Source organism: Arthrobacter pascens, assembly GCF_017052465.1.
Taxonomy (GTDB): domain Bacteria; phylum Actinomycetota; class Actinomycetes; order Actinomycetales; family Micrococcaceae; genus Arthrobacter; species Arthrobacter pascens.
In genome coordinates, this window is sequence record NZ_JAFHKT010000151.1 from 557236 (window position 1) to 582197 (window position 24962).

22 protein-coding genes are annotated in these 24962 nt (G+C 66.2%); 14 read left to right on the plus strand and 8 right to left on the minus strand.

Annotated features, from left to right (window positions below):
* Nucleotides 1–7: 7 nt before the first annotated feature.
* From JYA52_RS20735 to JYA52_RS22985, 9 genes are all read left to right on the plus strand, one after another.
* Nucleotides 8–355, plus strand: a complete 348-nt coding sequence (locus JYA52_RS20735; RefSeq protein ID WP_205655244.1) for an urease subunit beta — start codon at nt 8–10, stop codon at nt 353–355.
* Complete coding sequence (gene ureC, locus JYA52_RS20740; protein WP_205655245.1) at nt 352–2097, plus strand: urease subunit alpha; 1746 nt, start codon at nt 352–354, stop codon at nt 2095–2097. Before JYA52_RS20735 ends, ureC begins: the two co-directional genes overlap by 4 nt.
* A gap of 23 nt (nt 2098–2120) precedes the next feature.
* The gene (gene ureE, locus JYA52_RS20745; RefSeq protein ID WP_205655246.1) at nt 2121–2606 is read left to right on the plus strand and encodes an urease accessory protein UreE; all 486 of its coding nucleotides are present in this window, start codon (nt 2121–2123) and stop codon (nt 2604–2606) included.
* 169 nt (nt 2607–2775) lie between these two features.
* A complete protein-coding gene (locus JYA52_RS20750; RefSeq protein WP_205655299.1) occupies nt 2776–3423 on the plus strand; it encodes an urease accessory protein UreF in 648 nt (215 codons plus the stop codon).
* Nucleotides 3424–3435: 12 nt separating this feature from the next.
* Entirely contained in the window at nt 3436–4053 is a 618-nt protein-coding gene (ureG, locus tag JYA52_RS20755; RefSeq protein WP_205655247.1) for an urease accessory protein UreG, read from the plus strand.
* 131 nt (nt 4054–4184) lie between these two features.
* On the plus strand, nt 4185–5006 hold the full coding sequence (locus tag JYA52_RS20760; RefSeq protein ID WP_504739524.1) for an urease accessory protein UreD: 822 nt from the start codon (nt 4185–4187) through the stop codon (nt 5004–5006).
* Nucleotides 5006–6058, plus strand: coding sequence for a HoxN/HupN/NixA family nickel/cobalt transporter (locus tag JYA52_RS20765; RefSeq protein WP_205655249.1), 1053 nt, complete (start codon nt 5006–5008; stop codon nt 6056–6058). Before JYA52_RS20760 ends, JYA52_RS20765 begins: the two co-directional genes overlap by 1 nt.
* A gap of 58 nt (nt 6059–6116) precedes the next feature.
* The gene (locus tag JYA52_RS20770; protein ID WP_205655250.1) at nt 6117–6701 is read left to right on the plus strand and encodes an HhH-GPD-type base excision DNA repair protein; all 585 of its coding nucleotides are present in this window, start codon (nt 6117–6119) and stop codon (nt 6699–6701) included.
* A 43-nt stretch (nt 6702–6744) separates the two neighbouring features.
* A complete protein-coding gene (locus JYA52_RS22985) occupies nt 6745–8340 on the plus strand; it encodes an FAD-dependent oxidoreductase (protein ID WP_205655251.1) in 1596 nt (531 codons plus the stop codon).
* A gap of 141 nt (nt 8341–8481) precedes the next feature.
* Here JYA52_RS22985 and JYA52_RS20780 read toward each other — a convergent pair whose 3' ends face one another.
* The 4 genes from JYA52_RS20780 to JYA52_RS20795 form a co-directional block, all read right to left on the minus strand.
* Nucleotides 8482–9438, minus strand: coding sequence for a carbohydrate kinase family protein (locus JYA52_RS20780; RefSeq protein WP_205655252.1), 957 nt, complete (start codon nt 9436–9438; stop codon nt 8482–8484).
* 82 nt (nt 9439–9520) lie between these two features.
* Entirely contained in the window at nt 9521–10315 is a 795-nt protein-coding gene (locus tag JYA52_RS20785; RefSeq protein WP_205655253.1) for an ATP-binding cassette domain-containing protein, read from the minus strand.
* On the minus strand, nt 10312–11358 hold the full coding sequence (locus JYA52_RS20790; RefSeq protein WP_205655254.1) for an ABC transporter permease: 1047 nt from the start codon (nt 11356–11358) through the stop codon (nt 10312–10314). Before JYA52_RS20790 ends, JYA52_RS20785 begins: the two co-directional genes overlap by 4 nt.
* Before the next feature lie 88 nt (nt 11359–11446).
* On the minus strand, nt 11447–12565 hold the full coding sequence (locus tag JYA52_RS20795; protein ID WP_205655255.1) for a substrate-binding domain-containing protein: 1119 nt from the start codon (nt 12563–12565) through the stop codon (nt 11447–11449).
* 164 nt (nt 12566–12729) lie between these two features.
* Between JYA52_RS20795 and JYA52_RS20800 the strand changes: the two genes are divergently transcribed.
* Nucleotides 12730–13725 carry a LacI family DNA-binding transcriptional regulator gene (locus tag JYA52_RS20800; protein WP_205655300.1) on the plus strand — a complete coding sequence of 332 codons (996 nt, stop codon included), beginning with the start codon at nt 12730–12732 and terminating at the stop codon, nt 13723–13725.
* Between the two features lie 48 nt (nt 13726–13773).
* Nucleotides 13774–14067: a putative quinol monooxygenase gene (locus JYA52_RS20805; protein ID WP_205655256.1), complete on the plus strand. Its 294-nt coding sequence runs from the start codon at nt 13774–13776 to the stop codon at nt 14065–14067.
* Nucleotides 14068–14188: 121 nt separating this feature from the next.
* Here JYA52_RS20805 and JYA52_RS20810 read toward each other — a convergent pair whose 3' ends face one another.
* On the minus strand, nt 14189–16855 hold the full coding sequence (locus tag JYA52_RS20810; RefSeq protein ID WP_240460571.1) for a GH32 C-terminal domain-containing protein: 2667 nt from the start codon (nt 16853–16855) through the stop codon (nt 14189–14191).
* Nucleotides 16856–17038: 183 nt separating this feature from the next.
* Here JYA52_RS20810 and JYA52_RS20815 point away from each other — a divergent pair, with 183 nt between their 5' ends.
* Both JYA52_RS20815 and malQ read left to right on the plus strand, forming a co-directional pair.
* On the plus strand, nt 17039–17377 hold the full coding sequence (locus JYA52_RS20815; protein WP_205655257.1) for a hypothetical protein: 339 nt from the start codon (nt 17039–17041) through the stop codon (nt 17375–17377).
* Between the two features lie 133 nt (nt 17378–17510).
* On the plus strand, nt 17511–19700 hold the full coding sequence (gene malQ / locus JYA52_RS20820; protein WP_205655258.1) for a 4-alpha-glucanotransferase: 2190 nt from the start codon (nt 17511–17513) through the stop codon (nt 19698–19700).
* An 18-nt stretch (nt 19701–19718) separates the two neighbouring features.
* Here the strand turns inward: malQ and JYA52_RS20825 are convergent, their stop codons facing one another.
* Both JYA52_RS20825 and JYA52_RS20830 read right to left on the minus strand, forming a co-directional pair.
* Nucleotides 19719–22547 carry an alpha-amylase family glycosyl hydrolase gene (locus JYA52_RS20825; RefSeq protein ID WP_205655259.1) on the minus strand — a complete coding sequence of 943 codons (2829 nt, stop codon included), beginning with the start codon at nt 22545–22547 and terminating at the stop codon, nt 19719–19721.
* Nucleotides 22548–22706: 159 nt separating this feature from the next.
* Nucleotides 22707–23744 (minus strand): lactonase family protein, encoded by a 1038-nt coding sequence (locus JYA52_RS20830; RefSeq protein ID WP_205655260.1) that lies wholly within the window; start codon nt 23742–23744, stop codon nt 22707–22709.
* 196 nt (nt 23745–23940) lie between these two features.
* On the opposite strand from JYA52_RS20830, the gene JYA52_RS20835 reads away from it, so the two are divergent.
* The gene (locus JYA52_RS20835; protein WP_205655261.1) at nt 23941–24747 is read left to right on the plus strand and encodes a putative protein N(5)-glutamine methyltransferase; all 807 of its coding nucleotides are present in this window, start codon (nt 23941–23943) and stop codon (nt 24745–24747) included.
* 36 nt (nt 24748–24783) lie between these two features.
* Here the strand turns inward: JYA52_RS20835 and JYA52_RS22615 are convergent.
* On the minus strand, nt 24784–24962 hold a 179-nt coding region (locus tag JYA52_RS22615; protein WP_372433962.1), incomplete at its 5' end, for an HNH endonuclease.

Here is a 24962-nt window from a genome sequence, read left to right on the forward strand (position 1 = left end):
AGGCGCCATGATTCCGGGAGAGTATGTCCTGCGGACCGAACCACTGACCGTCAACGCGGGACGCGAGGCGATCGACGTCGTCGTCGTTAATACAGGTGACCGCCCCGTCCAGGTGGGTTCGCACTACCATTTCGCCGAGGCGAACGCTGCGCTGAAGTTCGACCGCCAGGCCGCCTTCGGCCGCCGGCTCGACATCCCCGCGGGCACCGCCGCCCGGTTTGAGCCCGGAGACGGCAGGACAGTGCGGCTCATCGAGTTAGCGGGCAGCCGTGAGGTGTTCGGGCTGAGCAACGGGGTCAACGGCAGTCTCGGCCCGGCACGGTCCGCACAGGAAAACGCAGGGGGAGCGCAGTGAGTTTCGAGCTATCCCGCAAGCAGTACGCGGACCTGTACGGCCCGACGACGGGTGACGCCATCCGCCTGGCGGACACCGAGCTGTTCCTCGAGATCGAGAAGGATCTCACCGCGTACGGCGAGGAGGTCGTCTTTGGCGGCGGCAAGGTGATCCGCGACGGCATGGGCCAGAACGGCCAGGCCACCAGGGACGAAAACGTTCCGGACACCGTGATCACGAACGCCGTCATCCTGGACTACACCGGCATCTACAAGGCCGACGTCGCGATCAGGGACGGCCACATCTTCAAGATCGGCAAGGCCGGCAACCCGCAGATTACCGACGGCGTGGATATCGTGATCGGGGCCAGCACCGAAATCATCGCCGGGGAACGGAAAATCCTCACCGCCGGCGGCGTGGACACCCACATCCACTTCATCTCCCCGGACCAGGTGCCCACGGCCCTCGCCAGCGGCGTGACCACCATGGTGGGCGGCGGGACCGGGCCGGCCGAGGGCACCAAGGCGACCACTGTGACCCCCGGCAAGTGGCACATCCAGCGGATGCTGCAGGCCGCCGAGGGGATGCCCATCAACATCGGCCTGTTCGGCAAGGGCCACGCGTCCGCCGTCGAACCTTTGGCCGAGCAGATCCGGGCCGGCGCCATCGGGCTCAAGGTCCACGAGGACTGGGGGTCCACCACCTCCTCCATCGACAACTCGCTGAAGGTCGCGGACGAATACGACGTCCAGGTGGCCATCCACACCGACACCCTCAACGAGTGCGGCTTCGTGGAGGACACCATCCGGGCCATCGACGGGCGGGTGATCCACACCTTCCACACCGAAGGCGCAGGGGGCGGGCACGCGCCGGACATCATCAGGATCGCCGGGCTGCCCAATGTGCTGCCGGCCTCCACCAACCCCACGCTGCCGTACACGCGGAACACCATCGAAGAGCACCTGGACATGCTTATGGTGTGCCACCACCTCAATCCGGACATCCCGGAGGACGTGGCCTTCGCCGACTCGCGCATCCGTGCCGAGACCATCGCCGCCGAGGACGTCCTGCAGGACATGGGCATCTTCGCCATCACCTCCTCCGACTCGCAGGCCATGGGCCGTGTGGGCGAGGTGATCACCCGCACCTGGCAGGTGGCGGACAAGATGAAGAAGCAGCGGGGTGTCCTTAAGGACCCTGCCGGTGGAACGCACGGCGCTCCCAACGGCTCCGGTGCCGACAGCGACAACTTCCGGATCAAGCGCTACGTGGCGAAATACACCATCAACGCCGCCATCGCGCAGGGCATGGCCGACTCCATCGGCTCGGTGGAGGAGGGAAAGTTCGCCGACCTGGTGCTCTGGGACCCCGCGTTCTTCGGGGTGAAACCGGAGCTGGTGCTCAAGGGCGGGCAGATCGCCTACGCGCTGATGGGCGACGCCAACGCCTCCATCCCCACCCCGCAGCCGCGCACCATGCGCCCGATGTTCGCCGCGTTCGGCAAGGCAGTGCAGCAGTCCTCCATCACCTTCCTGTCCCAGGCCGCCATCGATGCCGGGGTGCCGGAGGAGCTGGGCTTGCAGAAGGTCATCCGGCCGGTCTCGGGGATCCGCTCTCTGTCCAAGGCCGACCTCAAATACAACGACGCGACGCCGGACATCCGGGTGGACCCGGAAACGTACAAGGTGACCGTGGACGGCGAGGACGTCACCTGCGAACCGGCGGACGTGCTGCCCATGGCACAGCGCTACTTCCTCTTCTAAGTTCCCCGACCCCCGGAGCCCACGTGATCATCGAGAAAATCCTCGGCAACCTGCACGACCTTCCCGCCGCGGAGGCCGCCGCCTTCGCCGGGCTGCACCAGGAAAAAGTGGTGCTGCCCAGCGCCCAGCTGGTCAAACGCATCCAGCGCGTCACCACGGACCACGGCAAGGACATCGGCATCCGGCTGCCGTCCGGTTCCGGGGATCTCCGCGACGGCGACATCCTGTATGTCGCGGAAACCAACATGATCGTGGTGTCCGTGCTGCCCACCGACGTCCTGGTGGTGGCGCCCCGCTCCATCCACGAAATGGGCGTGGTGGCGCACTCACTCGGCAACCGGCACCTGCAGGCCCAGTTCTTCGACGCTGCCTCCGAGTACGGGGCTGACGTCATGGTGTGCCAGTACGACCACACCGTGGAGGACTACCTCAAACACGCCGGAGTGCCCTACGACCGCCAGGAACGCGTGATGCCGGTTCCTTTCCGCCATGCCGAACACAGCCACTAGTTCCGGCGCGGGAGCGCCAGCGGGTGAAGGGGGCCGTGCCCGTCCCCAGGCGCTCCCAATCCTCGCAAGCTCGGATCGGGGCCCTCGCGCCAGTGGGCCCCTCGCGCGGCCCGCCACGCCGCGGCCCCCTTCACCCGCCGCCGCTGCGGCAGGGGGCTACCAGCTCGCCCTGCAGCAGCTCACCGATTCTGCGCTTCCTACCGGGGCGTTTGCTCACTCGCTCGGGTTTGAGACGTATATTGAGCGCGGGCTGGTTCATGATGAGGCGAGCTTTGGGGTGTGGCTTTCCGCGTTTGTGGGGCAGCAGCTGACCTATTCGGACGGGGTGGCCATTCGGTTCCTGTTTGAGGGTGCTGATGTGGGTGAGCTGGATTCGCTGCTGTCGGCCCAGCTTTTGCCGCGGCAGCTGCGGGAGGCCAGTGTGAAGATGGGTGGGCGGCTGCTGGAGATTGGAGACGAGGTCTTTCCTTCTCCGGAGCTGGCGGTGTACCGGGAGCTGGTGACCACCGGCCGCGCCGCCGGCCACCAGCCGCTGGCGTTCGCCGTCGTCGCGCGTTCCCTGGGTGTGCCGCTGCCGGAAGCGCTCGCCGCCTACCTTTTTGCCGCGGTCACCTCGCTGACCCAGAACGCCGTCCGCGCCATCCCCCTGGGGCAGAACGCCGGCCAGCGGCTGCTGCGGAAAGCGTCCGACGACGTCGCTGCCGCCGTCGAACGGATCGGCCGCCTTGCGCCGGACGACTTCGGGGCGGTTAGCCCCGGACTGGAAATTTCGCAGATGCGGCACGAGCGTCAGCGTGCCCGCATGTTCATGAGCTAGCAGGAGGACAGAATGTCTGAACCCATCAAGATCGGCATCGGCGGACCGGTTGGCGCCGGCAAGACCCAGCTCGTGGAGCGGCTTACCCGGCACATGAGCCGCGAGATCTCCATGGCCGCCATCACGAACGACATCTACACCATCGAGGACGCCAGGATCCTGGCCGCCAACGGGATCCTGCCCGAGGACCGGATCATCGGCGTCGAAACCGGCGGCTGCCCGCACACCGCCATCCGCGAAGACACCTCCATGAACACCGCGGCCATCGAGGAGCTCAAGAAGCGCCACCCGGACCTGCAGGTCATCTTCGTGGAATCCGGCGGCGACAACCTCTCCGCCACCTTCAGCCCGGAACTGGTCGATTTCTCGATCTACATCATCGACGTGGCGCAGGGCGAAAAGATCCCGCGCAAAGCAGGGCAGGGCATGATCAAGTCCGACCTCTTCATCATCAACAAGACCGACCTCGCCCCGCATGTCGGCGCGGACCTGTCAGTGATGGAGCGCGACTCCCGCGAATTCCGCGGCACCAAGCCGTTCTGCTTCACCAACCTCAAAACGGACGAAGGCCTCGAGGCCGTCATCAAATGGGTGCGGCGCGACGTCCTGATGCTCGACCTCGCAACATGAGCCAAAACAGTTCCGCTGTCATCTCACCTTGGGCGGCGTCCGCGGAGGAAGGGGGCCGTGCCCGCTTCGCGGTGCCCGCCACGCCGCGGCCCCCTTCCTCCGCGACCGCTGATCGCCCAGTAAGAGGGCGGTTGGAGCTGGGCATCAAGGTGCCGAACGGTAAGTCCATCGCTTCCACGCAGTTCCATCAAGGCGCCTTGAGGATCCTGCGACCGCATTACCTGGATGAGAGCGGGCAGGTTTGCTACGTCATGGTCAATCCTGGCGGGGCGTATCTTGGGGCTGACCTTTATGTCATTGACGTGGAGGTTGGGGACGGGGCCAAGCTGTTGCTTACCACTCAGTCCGCGACGAAGATCTACCGGACGCCGGGGTCGTTTGCGGAGCAGCGGATGACGCTGCGGCTGGGGGAGGGGGCGCAGCTGGAGCTGGCTCCGGACCAGCTGATCGCCTACCGGGAGGCCAGCTACCGGCAGAACACACTCATCACGCTGACGCCGTCGTCGAGCCTGGTGATGGCTGAGGTGATCACGCCGGGGTGGTCGCCCGACGGTGCGTCGTTCCGCTACGAGGAACTGCGGCTCCGCACCGAGATCCATGTGGAGGCCGGCGGCGGCACGGAACTGCTGGCCCTGGACAACCTGCTGATCCGGCCTTCGCTCAACGACGTCACCGGGATGGGCTTCATGGAGGGCCGCAGCCACCTGGGTTCGCTGGTGGTGGTGGACAGCCGTGTGGACCAGGCGCTCGCCGACGAACTCCATGCGCTCTCGGCCGGGCACGACGCCTATACCGGGGTATCCCTCACCGCGTCACTCGGTGGAACCACGGGCCTGGTGCTGCGGTCCCTGTCTGATTCAACGGAAGAACTTAACCGGCTACTGGGTGCCTGCACTGCGTTGCTGCGCGGACAATGGTACGGGCAGGCGCCCCTGGATCTGAGGAAGTACTGATGACGACGCTGACCGGATTCGCCGCAATGTATCGGCAGCGCGAGGAGCTGCCGCTGAGGACCCGCATGCTTTTTGCATTTGGTGCGGTGGCCGCGCTGCACCTTGCCGTCGTCGTGCTCCTCCTCGCCGGGACGGCGGCGACGGGACAGCCGCTGGCGCTGGGACTGGTGCTCACCGCCTACCTGGCGGGCGTCAAGCACAGCTACGACTGGGACCACATCGCCGCGATCGACAACTCGACGCGGAAGTTCGTGGCACAGAGGAAGGACCCCGTGAGCGTCGGTTTCGCCTTCAGCCTGGGCCACAGCTCGGTGGTGATCCTGGCCGGTGCCCTGGTGGTGGGCGGTGCAGCCATGGTGGGCCAGTTCATGGAGGACGGCACCACGGGGAACCTGGTGCTGGGACTGATCGGCAGCGGCATCTCCGGGCTGTTCCTGCTGGCCATGGGCCTGTTCAACGGCTCGGCGTTCCTGCAGGCCGCGCAGGCGTACCGGAACGTGCAGGGCGGCGGAGAAGTGCGGGCCGGGGACCTCGAGACCAAGGGATTCGTTGCGCGACTGCTGGCCAAGCCGCTGTCACGGGTCCAGCGGCCTCGGAACATCTACGTGATCGGGTTCCTGTTCGGCTTGGGTTTCGACACCGCAACCACCATCGGCCTGCTGGTGATGACGACGGCGGCGTCCCTCGCCGGGGTCTCCCCGCTGGCCCTTCTGGCGCTTCCGTTGTCGTTCACCGCGGCCATGACGCTCTTCGACACGGCGAACGGCGTCGCCATGATGCGCATGTACCGGTCGGCCATCCACAATCCGCAACGGCAGCTTGGCTTCAACGCTCTGGTCACCGGCATCTCCGCCGTCTCCGCCCTGTTCATTTCGGCCATCACCCTCGGCGGATTCCTCAATGCGGCCTTTGGCTTTGAGGATCCCCTGACCACCTGGCTGGGCGAGGTGGACCTGGGCGAGGCCGGGCTTCTGCTCGTGGCTGTGCTGCTGGCGGTGTGGGGTGCTGCGGCCGTGAAGGGTCGGTTGAAGGGCCGTTCGCAGACCGCCTAGCTTCAACCGCGGACGCCACCCCGTGACGCGCGCCGGGCCGGGTGGCAGGATAGGACCCATGGAACTGCACATCACAGGGGACCCCGCCGCCGACAAACTGCTCAGCGATGACGCGTTTGCGCTGCTCACCGGCATGCTTCTTGACCAGCAGGTCACCATGGAGTCGGCGTTTGCCGGCCCCGAAAAGATCCGCACACGCATCGGGTCCATGGAACCCGCGGCGATCGCGGGGTACGACCCCCAGGGCTTCGTCGACGTGTTCAAGGAGCGGCCGGCCGTGCACCGTTTCCCGGGATCCATGGCTGGACGTGTCCAGGCCCTCGCCGAGACGGTGCACAGTGAGTGGAACGGGGACGCCACGGCCATCTGGACGCAGGGTGACCCCGATGGCAAGGAAGTGCTGCGCAGGCTCAAGGCGCTACCCGGATTCGGCGAGCAAAAGGCGAAGATCTTCCTGGCTCTTCTGGGGAAGCAGTGCGGCCTCCAGGCGGAGGGCTGGCGCGAGGCCGCCGGACACTACGGCCAGGAGGACGCCTTCCTCTCCGTCGCCGACATCGTCGATCCGGAATCACTGAGCAAGGTGCGCGCCAGCAAGCAGGCCGCCAAGGCCGCGGCCAAGGCGGCGAAGACCGCCGGGGACTGAGAACCCGGCCCAAGCAAGCCCAACTGCGTGGAAGGCGGATACCGTGAGTGAGCAGCCAGCAGGTAAGTTCGCCTCCCTCTGGGCGGCCACCAGTGCATCCACGAGCTACGCAGCCCTCAACGCGGACCTCGACGTCGATGTGGCCGTGATCGGTGGCGGCATCGCAGGCCTGACGGCTGCGCTGGCCCTGAAACGGGCCGGCCAGACGGTGGCCGTGTTGGAGGCGGCCCGGGTGGGCACCGGGGTCACCGGAAACACCACTGGCAAGGTCACGTCCCTGCACCGGCTGGCCTACACGGAACTTGCCGGCCGGCACGGTGCCGAGGCAGCCCGCATCTACGGTCAGGCCAACGAAGCCGCGATTCAGCATGTTGCCGGCACGGTGGCGGACGAAGGCATCGACTGCGGCTTCCGGCGGGTATCCAACTACACGTACGCCGAATCGGAAGCCACGCTCGATCTCGTCCGGGAGGAAGCGGCACTGGCCGCCAGGCTCGGACTCCCCGCGTCCTTCACCACCGAAGTGCCGCTGCCCTTCGCCGTCAAGGGGGCGGTCCGGTTCGATGACCAGGCGCAGATCCACGCGCTCCGGTACGTGCAGGGTCTGGCCCGTGCTGTGGACGGAGACGGCAGCTTTGTCTTCGAGGACTCGCCAGCCACGGGGTTCCGGGACGGGTCGCCGGCAGTGGTCGACACGGAGCGGGGCTCGGTCCGTGCCCGGGAGATCATTGTGGCGACGAATATGCCGATCGAGGACGACGGAATCTTCGAGGAGCGGTGCTACCTGCACCGCTCCTATATCGTTGCCGCCCGCAGTGACCTTCCCCCGACGGACTCGACATTTCTCAGCGTTGACGAGCCGATGCGCTCCATCCTGACCATCGACCTCGATGGCACAAGCTATGTCCTTACCGGCGGCGAAGGCCACCCCGCGTCGGAGCGCAGCGACTCGGCCGAACGGTACCGCCGGCTCAGCTCGTTTGCCCGTGACCGTCTGGGCACCGACGAGGTCGTCTTCCGCTGGTCCACCCAGGATGCGATGCCTGCCGATGGGCTGCCTTTCGTCGGGCCAATGTCACCGGAATCCCGGCACATTCACGTGATCACCGGGCTGCGCAAATGGGGCCTGACCAACGGCACCGCCGCAGCCCTGATCCTCCGCGACACGCTGTGCGGCCTGCACAACCCGTGGGCAGCAGTGTTTGACAGCACGCGGGGCGTCCGAGACGGGCGTGCGGCGCCGACAGAGGGTGGGCAGGCGGACAGCGAGCAAGCAGAGAGTGAGCCAGCGGACAGCGGGCAAGCAGAGAGTGAGCCAGCAGACAACGGGCAAGCAGAGTCCGGGCCGGCTCCCGCGCCGCCGGAGGCGCGGACCGTCCCGCCTGTCATCGCTCCGGGCGAGGGGCAGGTGGTGGACGTGGACGGGGCCGAGACTGCTGTGTACCGCAGTCCGGCCGGCGATGTCAGCGCCGTGTCGGCCGTCTGCACCCACCTGGGCTGCACGGTCGAGTTCAACCCGGCGGACGTGACTTGGGACTGCCCGTGCCACGGTTCCCGCTTCAGCACCGACGGCACCGTCATCCAGGGCCCCGCCGTGCGGAACCTCGCGTCCAGCCCGGCACCGCCGGACTTTAGCTGAGCTCCGCCTGCTGCGGTGCCCCGGACGACCTGGCTGCGGCGCGAGCGTTGGCGACGTTCGTGGACGGACGCGTTCAGCACCTGACGGTGGGTGCTGCACGGCAGGCATGACCCTGGGGTGCAGCACCCACCGGCTGCTGCGTTAGGCGACGACGGCGGCGGGAGCGGACGCCTGTTCCGGCAGGTCCGCGAGCAGCTCGTCAGCCGTGGGCGGGTTCGCGCCGGGCCGGCGGACCGTGATGGCGGCGGCCTTCGATGCCGTGCGCCCGAGCGTCTCCAGCACGGCGGGAGCCAGGCCGTCCGTTCCGCGGGCCAGCAGGCCGTAGATCAGCGCCGCCATGTAGGAATCGCCGGCACCGATGGTGTCAGCCACCACAGACCTGATGGCCGGGATGTTCAGCTGCGTGGCCGGGGTGGCCAGCAGGGAGCCCTCGGAGCCGCAGGTGACTACCGCCAGCCCCGCGCCGAGCTCGAGGATCCGCGCCGCGGCGGCCTCGAGCTCAAGGCCCGGGTAGAGCCAGCGGGCGTCCTCATCGCTGAGCTTGACCACATCGGTCAGCGGGACCAGGTCCTCGAAAATTGACCGTGCCTCGGCCTGGCTTCCCAGAAGCGCAGGCCGGATGTTGGGATCGTACGTGACCAGGCACTCGCGGTGCGACTGTTCAAGAAGCTCCCTGACAGCGGCGGCGCCGGGGGCCAGGAATGTGGCGATCGAGCCGGTGTGGAGGACCTTGGGGAGGAAGGCGGGAGCCACGGGCGGGAGCTCCCAGCTGATGTCGAAGTCGTAATGTGCGGAGCCGTCGGCCGCAAGTGTGGCCGTTGCGGAGGCGGTGCGCCCCTGCGATTTCGAACCGGGGAGGAGTTCGACGCCGGCGCCGGCCAGGTGCGCCTCAATCGCGGCACCGCGGTCGTCGTCGCCGATCGACGTCAGGAGGGCGGCGCCAACGCCGAGGCGTCCCAGCCCGTAGGCGACGTTCATCGGCGATCCGCCCGGGTGCTCCACTGTGCCGTCGGATGTGGCGACGATGTCGGTGAGCGCCTCGCCGATGACGATGACGTCAGGCTGGGCCGCTGGAGTGCTGGAGTGGGTCTTGAGCATGGAGGGCCTTTCATGGGGCCGTCCGCGGACCTGCTGCTGCAGGCCCGCGGACGGAGTGCTGGGGAAAGCGGTATTCGCCGGGTCAGGCGGTGGCTGCACCCGTCATGATCGCCACCGCATCGGTCATGCTGTGCGACTGGGGGGTGATGGTGGCGGCGCACTTGCCGAGGCGCTGGATGTGGATCCGGTCGGCCACGTCGAACACATGGGGCATGTTGTGGCTGATCAGGATCACCGGCAGGCCCCTGTCGCGGAGGTCACGGACCAGCTGCAGGACCTGGTTCGATTCCCGCACGCCAAGCGCCGCCGTCGGCTCGTCCAGCACAACCACCTTGGATCCGAACGCCGCGGCGCGGGCGACAGCCACCGCCTGGCGCTGGCCGCCGGACAGGTTTTCCACCGGCACCGTCACGTCCTGGAGCGTTGAGATGCCGAGCCGGGTCAGCTCCTCCTTGGCCTTGCGGCGCATGCCCTTGGTGTCAAGGACGCGGAAGATTTTTCCCAGCGGGCCGGGAAGCCGCTCTTCACGGCCCAGGAACAGGTTGGAAGCGACGTCGAGCGCCGGTGACACCGCAAGGTTCTGGTACACCGTCTCGATGCCGTGGACGCGGGCGTCCTGCGGGCGCTTGAAGTGGACGGGCTGGCCGGAGACCTTCAGCTCGCCCGAGTCCGGGATCTCGGCCCCCGTGAGGCACTTGATGAGCGTGGATTTTCCGGCACCGTTGTCGCCGATGATCGCCAGGACTTCGCCCGGGTACAGGTCGAGGCTGACGCCGTCCAGACCCACGACGCGGCCGAAGGTCTTGACGAGGTTCCTGGCCTGCAGGATCGGCTGGCGGACCTCGGTCTTGGCCGGCTGGAATTCTGTGGCGGTCATGATTTCACCTTTCGGATCCACTGGTCGATGGACACAGCGACGATGATGAGGACGCCCACTGCGAGGGTCTGGTAGAGCACATCCAGACCGGCCAGCGAGAGGCCGTTGCGGAACACCCCGACGATCAGCGCCCCGAGGAGGGAGCCCCAGATGGAGCCGCGTCCGCCAAAGAGGCTGGTTCCGCCGATGACGACGGCGGTGATGGAGTCGAGGTTCAGGTCCACGCCTGCGTTGGGGCTGGCTGCGTTGGTGCGGCCGATCTGGATCCACGCGCCGATGGCCAATACGGCCCCGGCTGCGAGGTAAACGCTCATGAGGACCCGGTTCACCGGGATACCGGCCAGACGGGCAGCTTCCTTGTCATCGCCCACCGCGTAGACATGGCGGCCCCACGCGGTCTTGCCGAGGATGAACGCGACCGCGATGTAAAGCAGGAGCATCATGACCACGCCTGTGGAGATCCGGACAGGGCCGACCGGGAACGTGCTGCCCATCCACGTCAACAGGCCGGGCATGCTGGAGCCGCGGACTGTGGAGCCGCCGGAGTAGAGAAGCGTCAGGGCGATGAAGATGTTCAGCGTTCCGAGCGTGACGATGAACGGGGGAAGCCGGAACCTGGTGACCAGGAAGCCGTTCAGCGCCCCCGCTGCCAGACCCACGACGAGGCCGAGGAGGAGAGCGAGCGGAGCCGGCGCGCCGCTGCCGACGGCCAGCTGTGCCACCACCATGGACGCGAGGATCATGACGGCGCCCACCGAGAGATCGATGCCGGCGGTGAGGATGATGAGGGTCTGCGCGATTGCGAGGGTTCCGACCACCGAGACCTGCTGGGTGATCAGGGACAGGTTCTCGACCCGCAGGAACCTCTCATTGAGGAGCCCGAAGACCACCACCGCAACAAGCAGGACAATGGCCGGGCTGAGTGCGGGATAGCGGTGGAGGATATTGCGGATTCGGCTGAGCGGGGTCTGGCGGTCGAGGAATTCCTCGGCCGGGTCTGCATGCCCTGCGGCGGGCGGGCCGGCGGTCTGTTGCTGGGTCACTGTTGCTCCTGAACTTTGAGGTTCTGGTGGTGTGGGGCCGCGGGAAGTGCATCTTCGGCACTTCCCGCGGCGCAGGGTTCAAAGCTGGCTACTTGCCCCAGCAGATCTTGGAGGCCTCGGAGGTGGTGATGCTCTTGACGCCATCGGCGGCCTTATCCGTGACGAGCTCGACGCCGGTGTTGTAGAAGTCCAGTCCTGGTGAGTTGGCCGGCTTCTTGCCGGTCTTGGCCAGCTCAACGATGGCCTTGACGCCCAGTTCCGCCATCTTCACCGGGTACTGCTGGGCAGTGGCGCCGATCACGCCGGCCTTGACGTTGTTGACGCCCGAGCAGCCGCCGTCCACCGAGACCACCAGCACGTCCTTTTCCTTGCCGGCAGACTTCAACGCCTCGAAGGCGCCGGCCGCAGCTGGCTCGTTGATGGTGTAGACCACATTGACGTTCGGGTTCTTGGCGAGCAGGGTTTCCATGGCGGTCCGGCCGCCGTCCTCAGCACCCTGGCTTGCCTGGCTGCCCACGATTTCGTAGTCGCCGCCCTTGCCGCCGGTGTACTTGCCGGTTTTGGCTTCGTCGCCGTTCTTCTTCTTGTCCGCGGTGTCGATGCCCAGTCCGGTGAGGAAGCCCTGGTCCCGGTTGTAGTCCACGGAGACGACCTTGTCGTCGAACAGGTCCAGCAGGGCGATGGTGGCCTTTTTCCCTCCGAGCTGGGCGGCGGTCCACTTGCCGATCAGTTCACCAGCGGCGAAGTTGTCGGTGGCGAACGTGATGTCGGCGGCGTCAGCCGGGTCCGGCGGAGTGTCGAGGGCGATGACGAACAGGCCGGCGTCCTTGGCCTTCTTCAGTGCATCAACCACAGAGGGGCCGTTGGGCGTGATGAGGATGCCCTTGTCGCCCTTGGAGATGGCGTTCTCGATCGCCTGGATCTGGGTTTCTTCATCGCCGTCAGCCTTTCCGGCTGCGAGCTTGAGGTCCACGCCGTCTGTTTCGGCGGCCTTCTTTGCGCCGTCCTGCATGGAAACGAAGAACGGGTTCGAAGTGGTCTTGACGATCAGGGACACACCGACCTTCTCGGCCGAAGAGCTTTCGGCAGACGAAGTGGTTGGGGAACTTCCGCCGCAGGCAGTCAGGCTGAGCGTGCCGAGGGTCAGGACTGCGCCGATGGCAAGCAGGCGGTTGGCGGCTGTCCGCGGGGCTTTGGAACTCAACATTGAATCTCCTGGTTTCGAGGCACTTCCCGTGCCTGACAACGATGTCATGCATCATGTAATCAACGTCACAGGGTAGAGTCAAGAGAAATTGGATGATGAAGGACGAAATCATGACAACGATGTCTAATCGTTACCAGGCCGACGCGGCGAAGAATCGGCCCACTATGCGCCACGTCGCGGCCCTCGCCGGGGTGGGCATCAAGACCGTCTCGCGGGTGATGAACGATGAGGCCGGCGTTTCGGAGGCCACCCGGAAACGGGTCCTCAGCGCCTCCCAGCAGCTCAATTACCAGCTGGACATGGCGGCCGGGAGCCTGCGCCGCTCCGGCCGGCAGACCCTCTCGATCGGGCTGCTGCTGCCCAGCGTGTCCAACCCGTTCAGTTCCGAGATCCACCGCGCATTGGAAGACACGCTTGCCGCCCGGGGGATAGCGGTCTTCGCCGCCAGCCTCGACGACGACCCCGAGCGTGAGAAGGCCCTGGTCGCCGCCTTCCTGGGCAGGCGGGTTGACGGCCTCGTCCTGACACCCATCGCCAAGAGCCAGTCCTACGTCATCCCGGAGCATTCACGGGACCTGCCCATGGTGTTCATCGACCGGGAGCCGGTGGGCATCGAGGCCGATGCCGTGGTGACGGACAACGCCGTCGGGGCCGCCAAGGCCGCAGCACATCTGATCGCCCACGGCCACACCAAACTTGCCTACCTGGGTGACCGCGCGGACATCCAGACGGCCCGCGAACGCAAGCGCGGTTTTGTGGAGGAGCTGGGGCGGGCGGGCATCGCGACGTCCGCGGTGCCGGTGATCGAGGGACTCCACGACGAGGAGTCTGCGTGCCAGGCCGCGCTCGGCCTGCTCCGGTCCGAGGACCCGCCGACCGCTGTCTTCTCCAGCCAGAACCTTGTCACGTTCGGTGCCATGCGTGCCCTGAAGGAGCTCGGCGCCAGCAGGCGGGTGGCCCTCGTTGGGTTCGACGATTTTACGCTGGCGGACATGATGGACCCCGGCATCACGGTCATTGCGCAGCATCCGGAGCGAATCGGGAAGCTCGCCGCCGAGCGGCTGCTGGCCAGGATCGACGGCGACGACAGCACGCCGCAGACTTACGTGGTCCCGTCGGAGCTCATCGAGCGTGGATCCGGAGAACTCCGCCCGCGCTGACCACCCCGCATGATTTCAACCACCCACCGAACCCCAGAGGGGAAAACCATGGCCAAGACGCTCTATGCAGAATTCACAGTGAAGCCCGGCAGTGAAGACCGGGTTGCGGAAATGATGCGCGAACTGACGGAACATGTCCGGCGTGAGCCGGGAAACCAGCTGTTCCTGCCCTATACGCGCGAATCCAACCCCCGCGAGTACTTTGTTTTCGAAGTGTACGAGGACGATGCCGCGTTTGAGGAGCACATCAGCGCCGACTACGGCGCCCGCTTCAACGGCGAGCTGCGCGACCACATCGAGGAAGACGGCTCTGTGCTGACGTGGCTTCAGCCGGTCAGCTAAGGCAGCCGGCTGGCTGAGCCAGCCGGTCGGCTGAGCCAGCCGGTCGGCAAAGTGCAGCGGGGCGGGGACTTCCAGTCCCCGCCCCGCTGCTGTATGCAGTCTTTGGTTGCTGCCGCGCCTCCTACTGCCTGTTGTTTTTGACTGTGTTCGTTTCCGGAACGAACATCGACTGCGTCAACGGCTTGGCGGTGATGGACTTCAGCTGCGCTGTGCCGCCTTCGGCGAAGAGTGCGACCTGGCTGGCTCCCTGTTCGGGAAAGACCTGGTCGGTGATGGTTCGCAGGCCGTTCTGGGCGAAGACCTCCACGGAGGACCGGTCGACGTAGATGCTCAACGTCACGTTACCGAAGGCATCGGGCGTCACCGGGGCCGAGTCCACTGAGGTGAACAGCGGATGGAAGGCCGTGTTGCCGGACTTCGTCCGGTCCACATACAGCTTGCCCGCGGCCTTGTCGTAGCCGATGACGGTCGAGGAATTCCCGTTCCCGAGCACCGTGATGCCGCTCTTCGCCGCGGTGCCGGGAGCGAAGGTGACGTCGATTTTCTGGACCTGGCCCCAAGCGGCCGACGGCAGCACGTGGGTTCCCGGTGTGATGCTCCTGGCCCGCTTTTCGGTGTAGCTGATCCTCTTTGCGAGGCTGCTCACCTGCTGCGCGGGCTTCTGGACCAGCCGGGGACCGGCGGCCGTCTGGGTCAGCCCCACCTGGCGGGGCAGGGACATGGCACTTCGCCACGGCGAGGTGGGAATGGCGTTGGCGTAGTCCCAGTTGTTCATCCAGCCCAACATGATGCGCTCATCGGTCGGCATGTTGCCGAAGGACACGGACGCGTAATAGTCCCTGCCGTAGTCCAGCCAGTCATAGGTCTCAAGGCGTGGCGTCGCCGGACGGGAGGACGCGACAAACTCGTCGGCAAGAATGTGACCCCAGCCGAAACGGTTGTTGTCCACAACGCGGATGCTCGCCTGCCGCCCCTTGAATTCCGAGACGTTCCAGGACGCCCAGTCAAGGACTTCGCTGTTGGCGCCTGTCGCTGTCCGGACCACTTTCCCGTCGACCACGAGGTTGACCGTGGTTTCGTCGGAACGCGGCACGGCGGCCTGGTCCGTCAGCATCACGTGGTCAAGGGTCAGGTGTCCCCAGCCGCCGGTGGCCTGGTCCACGATCCGCAGTTGTGCTTGCTGCCCCGCAAACTCAGACACGTCCCAGCCTTTCCAGTTGAGGGCGCCGGAGTCGTCACCGGCAACGGTGCGCACCACGTTGCCGTTCACGACCAGTTGTGCCTCCAGCAGCTGGCCTGACACCGCATCCCGGTGTCCGCCTCCCACCAGCATGCTCATGAAGTTCCGGGACACAGTGAACGACGGCGAGGTCATGGTTCCCTGCCTGTCGTCGCCGGGAGCGCCGCCGGTTTCGAACGTGTTGATGCGTTTGGCGCCGATGAAGAAGTCGCCGCCTGCGGTGGCGGGCTGGAAGGTGGGGGCCAGGTCCCCGGTGCCGGTCCAGCCGGCGCCGGCCAGGGTGGTTCCGTCCGGGACCTCGAAGCCGTTGAACAGCAGATCGCCGGGAGGTGGTGTGTTGTCCAGCTTGTCCGAGACCCGGGGATGCTGCCCGCCGCCGACGAGGAAGTTAAGGTAGTCGCTCCCCACGGTGAACGCGGGCGAGCCCATGGAGCCCACCGGCCAGTCGCCGTCGTTAAACGAATTGATGAGCCCGGCGCCCGCGAAACCGGTGACGGCGTTCTGCCCCGGAAGCGTTCCGGCGGCGGGGGCGTCCCCGAACGGCCCGTTTTTCAGGTTGCCAGGCTCGTTGTTCACCGTCCAGCCGTTGAACGTGCCGTCATTGAATCCGGCGAGGGGGGTACCGGCGGGCAGCGTGCCGCTCGCCTTGGTCGTCTCCGAGGTGAAAGTGGTGCCGTCGAAGTCACCCACAAAGTATTGGCCGGCCGAGCCACCGGCTACGCCGCCGGGGTTGATGTTGACCACCATGACCCACTTGACGTTGGCCGGATCGCCGTCGACTGCCAAGGGGAAAAGGTCCGGGCATTCCCACAGCCCGCCCGTGGCGTTCGCGGGTCCGAATTCGCTAAGGGGCGTCCAGTCCTTGAGGTTGCCGGATTTGTACAGCAGCACCTTGTGTTCGGTGGCCTCAACGGCGGCCATCACCCAGTATCCGCCGCCCCCGGGGGCCGCGTACCAGAAAACCTTGGGATCGCGGAAGTTCGCAGAATTGCGGTTGAGCACCGGGTTGGCGCTGTACTTGGTCCAGGTCTGGCCCTCGTCCAGGCTGTAAGCCAGGGATTGTGCCTGGAGGCCTCTGTACGGCGAGGCGTCCTTGTAGGCGCTGGTAAAGATTGCCACCATGGGTGGCTTTTCCGCAGTGCCGAAGCCCGACGTGTTGTCCTTATCCACCACCACGCTGCCGGAAAAGATGTCCTGCTGGTCATCGGTGGCAATGGCCAGCGGCTGTTCCTGCCAGTGCGTGAGGTCCTTGGACGTGGCATGGCCCCATGACATGTTGCCCCATGTGTTGCCGGAGGGATTGTGCTGGTAATACAGGTGGTAGAGGCCGTTGTAGTAGACCATCCCGTTGGGATCGTTCATCCAGTTCTGCTTCGGCGTGAAGTGGATAGCCGGCCGGTACTGCTCGTCGCCCACCGTCCCGGCTGCCGAGGCCGGTCCTGTCCCGCCCAGCACTGCGGCTAGGCCGAGACCTGCCAGAGCCAGTGCGGAACAGACCTGCATTCTTCGTGATTTTCTGCTGCTCATTTCCCTGAGATCGCCCTTCATTGCGCGCGCCTTCCCCTAGACAACGTTGTCAGTGTGAGGAACGCTAAGTTAAGTCCACGAGACAAGTCAACGAATTTAGGGCCAGATTCCGACACTGCTGGCCTGGCGCTGCCTTGGACATCGTTGTCCGTGGTGGTGGGGCTGTGCCGGGAAGCCCCCAGGTACCTTGTTAGGGTGGGACGCATGAAACTACGTCTCCCTGCCCTTGCCATGGTTCCCGCGATGCTTCTGTTGGCTGGGTGTGGCCAGGCGGAGGAAGCGGTGCAGAACGCGGCGAGCTCCGCCGCCTCGGGCGTTGCGAACGCTGCGGCCGAGCAGGTGAAGGGCCAGATCTGCGCGCTGCTGGAGGACGGCCTGGTTAGTGCCTCGGATAAGGCTGCGCTGACCGGGCTTGTGGCAGGTGCGGAGACGGCAGGCGTTCCGTCCGAGATCACGGATCCGTTGGCGGAGATAGCCGAGGCTGGCGATCAGGTCCCCAACGAGTCGGTGAAGCAGCTGCAGCAGGCCTGCGCCGCGGGTTAACGCCCCGGCTGGCCTTCACACGGCAAACCCCCTGCAATAATCGGAACCAACAGTTGCCCGGTGCTGAAAAGCGGCCGGCCGCAAGGGGAGCACTGTAAGTTTGGGTCGATCACAGCAGACGAGGCGGACATCAATGAAGGCTTCCAGCCAGCAGCAAGCGCCAACTTCCGGAACACCGGCAGAACCTTCCGGCACCCCCGTCAACCCCGAGCTGCTGCGCTGGCTCGCGGACGCCAACGGAGTGGGTACCACCTACCAGGGCTGGGACGGGAACCCGCACGACGTTGCACCAGCCACCCTGATCCGCGTCCTGGCGGCGCTGGGGGTCCAAGCGCACACCGATCAGCTCATCGAGAGTGCCTTGGCTGAATCGGAACTGGCGCCGTGGCGGCGGATGCTGCCGCCCGCCGTCGTGGTTCAGGAAGGGACGCCGTCCCAGGTGCCGGTCCACGTCCGGGACGGCTCAGCGGTCCGCCTGAGCGTCATTACCGAGGATGGCCGAAAGCTCGAAGCCGGGCGGCAGGACGCCTGGGTGGAACCGCGCGAGGTGGATGGCGTAACCATCGGCCGGGCCACGTTCGACGTACCGGCCAACACGGGCCTGGGATGGCATACGCTGCGCGCTGAGTCGGAGGGCACGGTGGCCGAGGCCACCCTCGTGGTGGTGCCGTCCAGGCTCTCCACAGCTGCGCCGCTTGAGGAACGCCGCGGCTGGGGCCTGGCCACCCAGCTGTATTCGGTGCGCTCCGAGCGCTCCTGGGGAGTGGGGGACTTCGCCGATCTCGCCGAGCTTGCCGCGCTCGCCGGTGCCCGCGGGGCCGACTATGTGCTCGTGAATCCCCTGCATGCGGCGGATCCCGTGCCGCCCGTGGAGCCCTCGCCGTATTCACCGTCCACCCGGCGTTTCTTCAACCCGCTGTATCTCCGCGTCGAGGCGATTCCGGAGCTGGCGTACCTGAAACCCAAGAAGCAGGCTGTCATCCGCGGCCTCATGAAGCAGGCGCGGAAACTGAACAAGGACACCACCCGGCTGGACCGGAACACGGCGTACGCCGCGAAGCTGGCCGCCCTGGAGCTGGTCTACGGGGTCCGCCGCTCCCCGTCCCGTCAGCGCGCCTTTGAGGACTTCTGCCGCGCGGCGGGAACCGGACTGGATGACTTCGCCCTGTGGTGCGCGATCCGGGAAGACATCGACGCGGACGATCCCTTCTGGACCGACCCTGCCGCAGCCCTCGGCTCGCCCCTCGTGGAGAAGCTCCGGAACGAGCTGGCGGACCGGATAGAGTTCCACCGCTGGCTGCAGTGGCTCTGCGATGAGCAGCTTGAATCCGCACAGACGGCCGCCAAGCGCGCCGGCATGCGGCTCGGTGTGGTGCATGACCTTGCCGTCGGTGTGGACCTGCAGAGCTCGGACGCGTGGACGTTGAAGGATGTCCTCGCCTCCGGCGTGAGCGTGGGGGCGCCCCCGGACATGTACAACCAGCTGGGGCAGGACTGGCACCAGCCGCCCTGGCATCCCACACGCCTCGCCGAGGCCGGCTACCGTCCGTTCCGGGAGATGCTGGCAACGATTCTCCGGCATTCGGGCGGCATCCGGGTGGACCACATCCTGGGATTCTTCCGCCTCTGGTGGGTGCCGGCCGGGAATTCCGCCGGGGACGGCGCCTACGTCCGTTTCGACCACGATGCCCTGATCGGGATTCTGGCGCTCGAGGCACAGCGTGCCGGCGCCGTGGTGATCGGGGAGGACCTGGGCACCTTTGAGCCGTGGGTCCGCGACTACCTGGCGGCGCGCGGCATCCTGGGCACCTCCATCCTGTGGTTCGAGAGCGACGGCGACGCTCCCCTTGCGCCGGAAAAGTACCGTCTGCAGGCCCTCTCCAGCGTCAACACCCACGACCTCCCGCCGACGGCGGGCTACCTCGCCGGAGACCACGTGACGCTTCGCAGCGGGCTGGGCCTCCTTGAGCGGCCTGCGGAGGAGGAGCGGCTCGATCACAACGCCACACTTGAAAAGATGATGCAGCTGCTGCGGCAGCGGGGGCTTCTTCCGGCCGACGACGCCGGTACCGAGGAGGAACGGATCGAGGCACTGCACCGCTTGCTGGCCCAGACGCCGTCCGTGCTGCTCGGCGTCGCACTGGTTGACGCCGTAGGGGAGCGCAGGGTGCAGAACCAGCCGGGGACAACGTCAGCCCAGTACCCCAACTGGCAGGTGCCCCTGGCCAATTCCGACGGTGATTCCGTACTGCTCGACAGCCTGGACGAGAACGAGCGGTTCAACGCCCTCTTAGCCGCGGTCGAGGAGTCGATCCGCGGCTAAGCAACGGGCGGCACGGACTCAGCCGGCCGTGATCACATGTGTGCTGTGGCTGTACCGGAAGGTGACCTGGCCGCCGTCGTGGTTCAGGACTAAGTTCGTGCCGTTTTGTGCCCCGCCCTGGCCGTAGTTCTCGTCCCAGGAACCGTTGATGGCTGCCTTGAATTCGTACCTGCCGGCGGGCAGGTGGGCGGTCAGCTTCCAGATGCTGTCGGTCGGATCCAGGGCCATGAACGCCGACGTGCATGCGGGCTGCCAGTCGCCCGGGCATCCCATCTCATCGTTCAGGTCGCCCGCAACGGTGACGGACTGTGGCTGCGGAACGGCGGCGATTCCCACGACGACGGTCCGCACGCCGCTGACCACGCTGACGCCGGAACTGCTCATTGTCGCCCGGTAGCTCACCTTGGTCCCGTCCGGAAGCTGCAGGGCCGCTATGTCGTCCACCACGGTGTAATCGGGCGAGGAATCATCCGCCACACCGACTGGCGTCCATTCCCCGCCGGCAATCCTCCGTTCGAAGCCCACCTCGTGGCTGGCCTTTTCGGGGTCCGCCGTGGCCATGACCTCCACGTTCCCTTGGACCGTGCTGCCTTCCTTTGGCTGCTGGATGGTCAGGGCCGGGGCCGGGACCGAGGCGGCGCGGGTGCGACTGACAGACGTGTGGCCTGAGTTGTCGAGGGCCACTGCCCGGTACTTCAGGGCCGTCCCGGGATTGAGTGAGGCCACGTCATGGAAGACCCGGTACGGTGCGGTGTCGTCGGTGCCGATGGATTCCCATTTCCCTCCGGCCGTCTGGGCCTGGAAGGTGACCTGGTAGAACGACGAGCCGTCGACGTCGGCCGTTACCTGCATTCGCCCGTTGTCGCCGGGAGCGGTGGCGGTGGCTGCAGCTGGGGCGGGCGCCTGCAGTGTGACGCCGGGGGCCCTCTTTGAGTGCGGAATCCGGCCGGAGGACTGGTAGACGACTGCGGACAGCGGCGGCACGGTTACGGTCAGCTTCCCGTCCGCCGATGTCTTCGATTCCGCCGCGGCGTCACCGTAAAGAAGCGTGTAGTTGCGCTTTGCGATGTACGTGGGGATGGACGCCGTCCGGGGCTGCTCGCTGTTGTTCAGCGCCACAACGTATTCGCGCTGGTCCTTGGCGTCCGTGCGGGAGAAGGCGTAGACACCAGGGCCATCGGACGCGTAGCGGTGCTGATGCGCACCGTTCCGCAAGGCGGGGTGGTCCTTGGTCAGCGCGGCGAGTTCGCTGATCTTGCCATAGAGCGGGTGTGCGGTGTTGAAGTTGTCCGTCGCATGGGTGGCGTCAGTGCCGAGGAGATCGTCGTCGAGGTATTCCGGCACCTTGCTGGCGAAGAGTGTCTGGCGGGCATCCTGGTCTCCGCCCGGGCCGGTGAAGCCCTGCTCGTCGCCGTAGTAGATCACCGGGTTTCCGCGCGAGAAGTACATCAGCTCGTGGGCGAGCTCGTCGCGGGACACCCGTTCGGCGTCGTCAGCGCCCGGGTTGTCCGCGGAAATGAAGCTGCCGATCCGGCCCATGTCGTGGTTCCCGAGGAAGGTGGGCAGCTGGTACACGTTGGAGTCTGCATCCGTGTACCAGTCGTCCAGGGAAAAGAACGTCTCCAGCTGGCGGGCGTCCCGGCTGCGGGAGGCAAAATTGCGGGCGGCGTCCTGGAAAGGGAAGTCCAGCACGGCCTGCATCTTGTTGCGGGTGGTGAACTGCGAGGTGAAGCTCTTGGAGGTATCGAAGACCTCCCCGAACATGAAGAACTCGTCCTTGCCCTGCTGCTTCGCGTAACTGAGGACCTTCGGACCGAACTGCTGCCAGAACTCATCGTTCACGTGCTTCATGGTGTCGATCCGGAACCCGTCAACGCCGAAGTCCCTGATCCAGGTCTGGTAGACGTCCGTCATGCCCTTCACGACGGCGGGGTGCTCGGTGAACAGGTCATCCAGGCCGAAGAAGTCGCCATAGTACGAATTCTCACCGGCGAAAGTGGTGTCCCCGCGGTTGTGATAGAGCGTGGGATCGTTGAGCCAGGCAGGCACCTTGAGGTTTTGCTCCGCCGGGTCCAGTACGGGTGTGTACGGGAACGAGGTCTTTGCGTCGAGCCGCGGGAAATCAGCCTTTCCTTCGTAGTCGCGGTCATCGAACTCCGCCCCGGCCGCCGTGCGGTAAGGCGCCTTGTCCTTGGACACATAACCGGCGCGTGCGCCTTCCTCATAGCCAATGACGTCCGCCGTGTGGTTGGTGATGATGTCGAAGTACACCTTCATGCCGCGCGAATGCGCCTCATCGATGAGTTCCTTGAGCTCGGCATTGGTGCCCAGGTGCGGATCGATCTGCGTGAAGTCGGTGACCCAGTAGCCGTGGTAGCCGGCGGACTTGTCCTCTGGCTGCACCGCCTTGTTCTTGAAGCTGGGCGTCAGCCAGATTGACGTGGTGCCCAGCCCCTGGATGTAGTCGATCTTCTCCAGCAGCCCGTTCAGGTCGCCGCCGTTGTAGAAGCCTTTGCGCGTGGGGTCGAAACCGGACACCATCGGATCCGGTCCCAGCCCGCCGTCGTCGTTGGCGGCATCGCCGTTGCTGAACCTGTCCGCCATGACGAAGTAGAAGTTCTCGTCCGTGACCGGTGCCCGCAGGGACTGAAGGGCCGACGAGGGCTGGCTGCCCGATGGGGACCCCGGATCCCTGGAGCCCGGTGCGGCCTGGGCGGGAAGGGCGGCGCTCACGAGGGCCAGAACGGCGGCAGCAGCCGCCGCGGTACGGGCGATGCCGGAGGCCCGGCGCGCGTGGTTGAGGGTTGTGCGGGGGCGCGTGAAGCGCTGGACAGGGTTGGAGGACATGGCTGAGAAACCTTCCGCGAAGCAACGCTGCTTATCCCGGCCCATCCGGGTAACGTGCGTGACGACCTGCCCAAGCCGCGCTGGAAGCCATCCTTTCCAGTGAGTAAGACATCGCTGTAAAGATGATGACAGATGCTGTATTGGGTTTGTCGATTCGTTTTAGCTTGCCACAACCAGCGCCGTAGGGGAACCCACAACAAGCCTGTTGCCGATGTCGCCCGGAAGCCCGGATTCGGCGTCGAGGCGGAAGGTGGTGACGTCGTGGGAACGTTCGTGGGCGACATGAAGCCACCCGTCCCGGACCAGGTGGTGGCGGGGCCAGTCGCCTCCGCTGGAAAAGTCCGTCATCGGGCGGATGTGGCCCCGCACGCCGTCGACGTCCAGCACACAGATCCGATTGGAACCGCGGATTCCCACGTAGGCGAACTTTCCATTTGGAGACAGGGCAATCTCTGCCGCGGAGTCGCCCTCGCGGGCGTTGGCGGCCGATGCCGGGCCTTGGCTGACCAACTCGAACTGCCCGGTGCCGGATGCCGCCCGGGCTGCGAAGATCTCGATGGAATACTCCGAGACGACGAAAATCCTGCCGTCCGGGTGCTGCACCAGATGGCGGGGACCGCTGTCCTTGGGCAGCACCACTTCGTGATCCAGCACGAGTCCATGTCCGGGGACGTAGTTCCAGACGCGCAGCAGGTCATGTCCCAGGTCGGTGGTCATGATGCGGCCGTCGGCGAGCATGAGGCTGGCATGGGCGCGACTGGGCCGTCCGCCGTCGTACGGATCCGCCGACGGTGCCGCTGCGAAGCGGGCTGTGATGCCGCCGTCGTTATCCAGTTCGTAGAGCAGTACCTGGCCGTCCCCCCAACAGGCAACGGCGACGAACCTGCCGCCGGGGTCGACGGCAACATGGCACGCGGCTTCTCCTGCAGGCCATGGCTCACCCGCCGGTTCCAGACCGAACTCGCCACGCCGGCGAAAGGCCTGCACGGACTGTGCACTTTCACCGACGGCGTAGACCAGCGGCAGGGAGGGGTGCACAGCAATGAACGACGGCGAATCCGCCTTGGCGGCGGTGCCCCGCCAGGTGAGGGTGCCGTCGGGTGCGGCTGCGATGGCCCCGATGCCGGCGCCGTGACCGCCGTTGTCCGCCGTATACGAGCCGGTCCAGATGAGCAGGTGGTTTTCACGTGGCGTCATGGCTCCATCTTGCCAAGGACCGCCCCTCCGCGTCCGATAACATGAAGATTCGCGGGCCCCGAAGCCCGCGCTTTGAGATTCAGGGGAGGTGGGAACCATTACCGCAATGCCAGTCTGGGTTCTCCCTGCCCGCCGTCCGGACCGCCGGGGTTAGTCGGTGCAGGGGATGCCCATCGCTCAGCCGAAGGACATTCCGATGCCGTTTGACCATCTACCCCTCTCTGCCATCACTACCCGGCTTCGCGCCGCGGGCTGCGTTTATGCCGAAGAGGAAGCCGAGCTACTGCTCGCCGCCCGCTTTCCTCCGGGTCAGCTGTCGGAGGCCGTTGATCAGCGGGTTGCTGGCTTTCCGCTGGAGCATATTCTGGGCTGGGCAGAGTTCTGCGGACTTCGAATCGCTGTGGAACCCGGGGTTTTCGTGCCCCGCCGTCGTACGGAATTGCTGGTCCGTGAAGCAGCGCAGCTCCTGCGTGTGAAAACGTCTCCGATGGCCGCGGCTGGCGCCGTGGTCGTGGACCTTTGCTGCGGCTCGGGTGCTGTGGGTACTGCCCTGGCTGCGGTGGCAAAGGATATTGAGCTGCATGCTTCCGACGTCGATCCTGCGGCGGTGCGCTGTGCCCGAGGCAATATTCTTCCCGCAGGAGGCAACGTCCATGAAGGGGATCTTTACTCGGCACTCCCTCGTCGCCTCAGGGGACAGGTAGACATTTTGGCGGTCAACGCGCCGTACGTGCCCACCGAGTCCATCAGCAGCATGCCCCACGAAGCCCGCGTCCACGAGTCCAGGCTGTCACTTGACGGGGGGCAGGACGGACTCGACATCCAGCGGAAGGTTGCTGCTGCAGCGCGCACGTGGCTCAGGCCTGGAGGCCATCTGCTCATCGAAACGAGCCGTCGCCAGGCTGATCTCACGGCAACCACGGTGGCCCGGGGCGGGCTTACGCCTCGCATTGTGAGGTCCGACGACCTCGACGCCACAGTGGTCGTCGGGCTCCGGCCCTAGGACGCCACGTTGGTGATCGCCCTTGTTCCCGGGTGTTCATGTGCGGTGGTGGTGGTTGCGGCGGGGTTTTTGGTGGGGGTCGATGTGCGGTGGCGGGATGAACCAGGGGACGCCGGATCGCATGTGGATGGTCCATTGTTCTTTGTGGATGAGGTGGTGGTGATGGGAGCACAGGAGGGTGCCGTTGTCGGTGCCGGTGGTGCCGCCGTGTGACC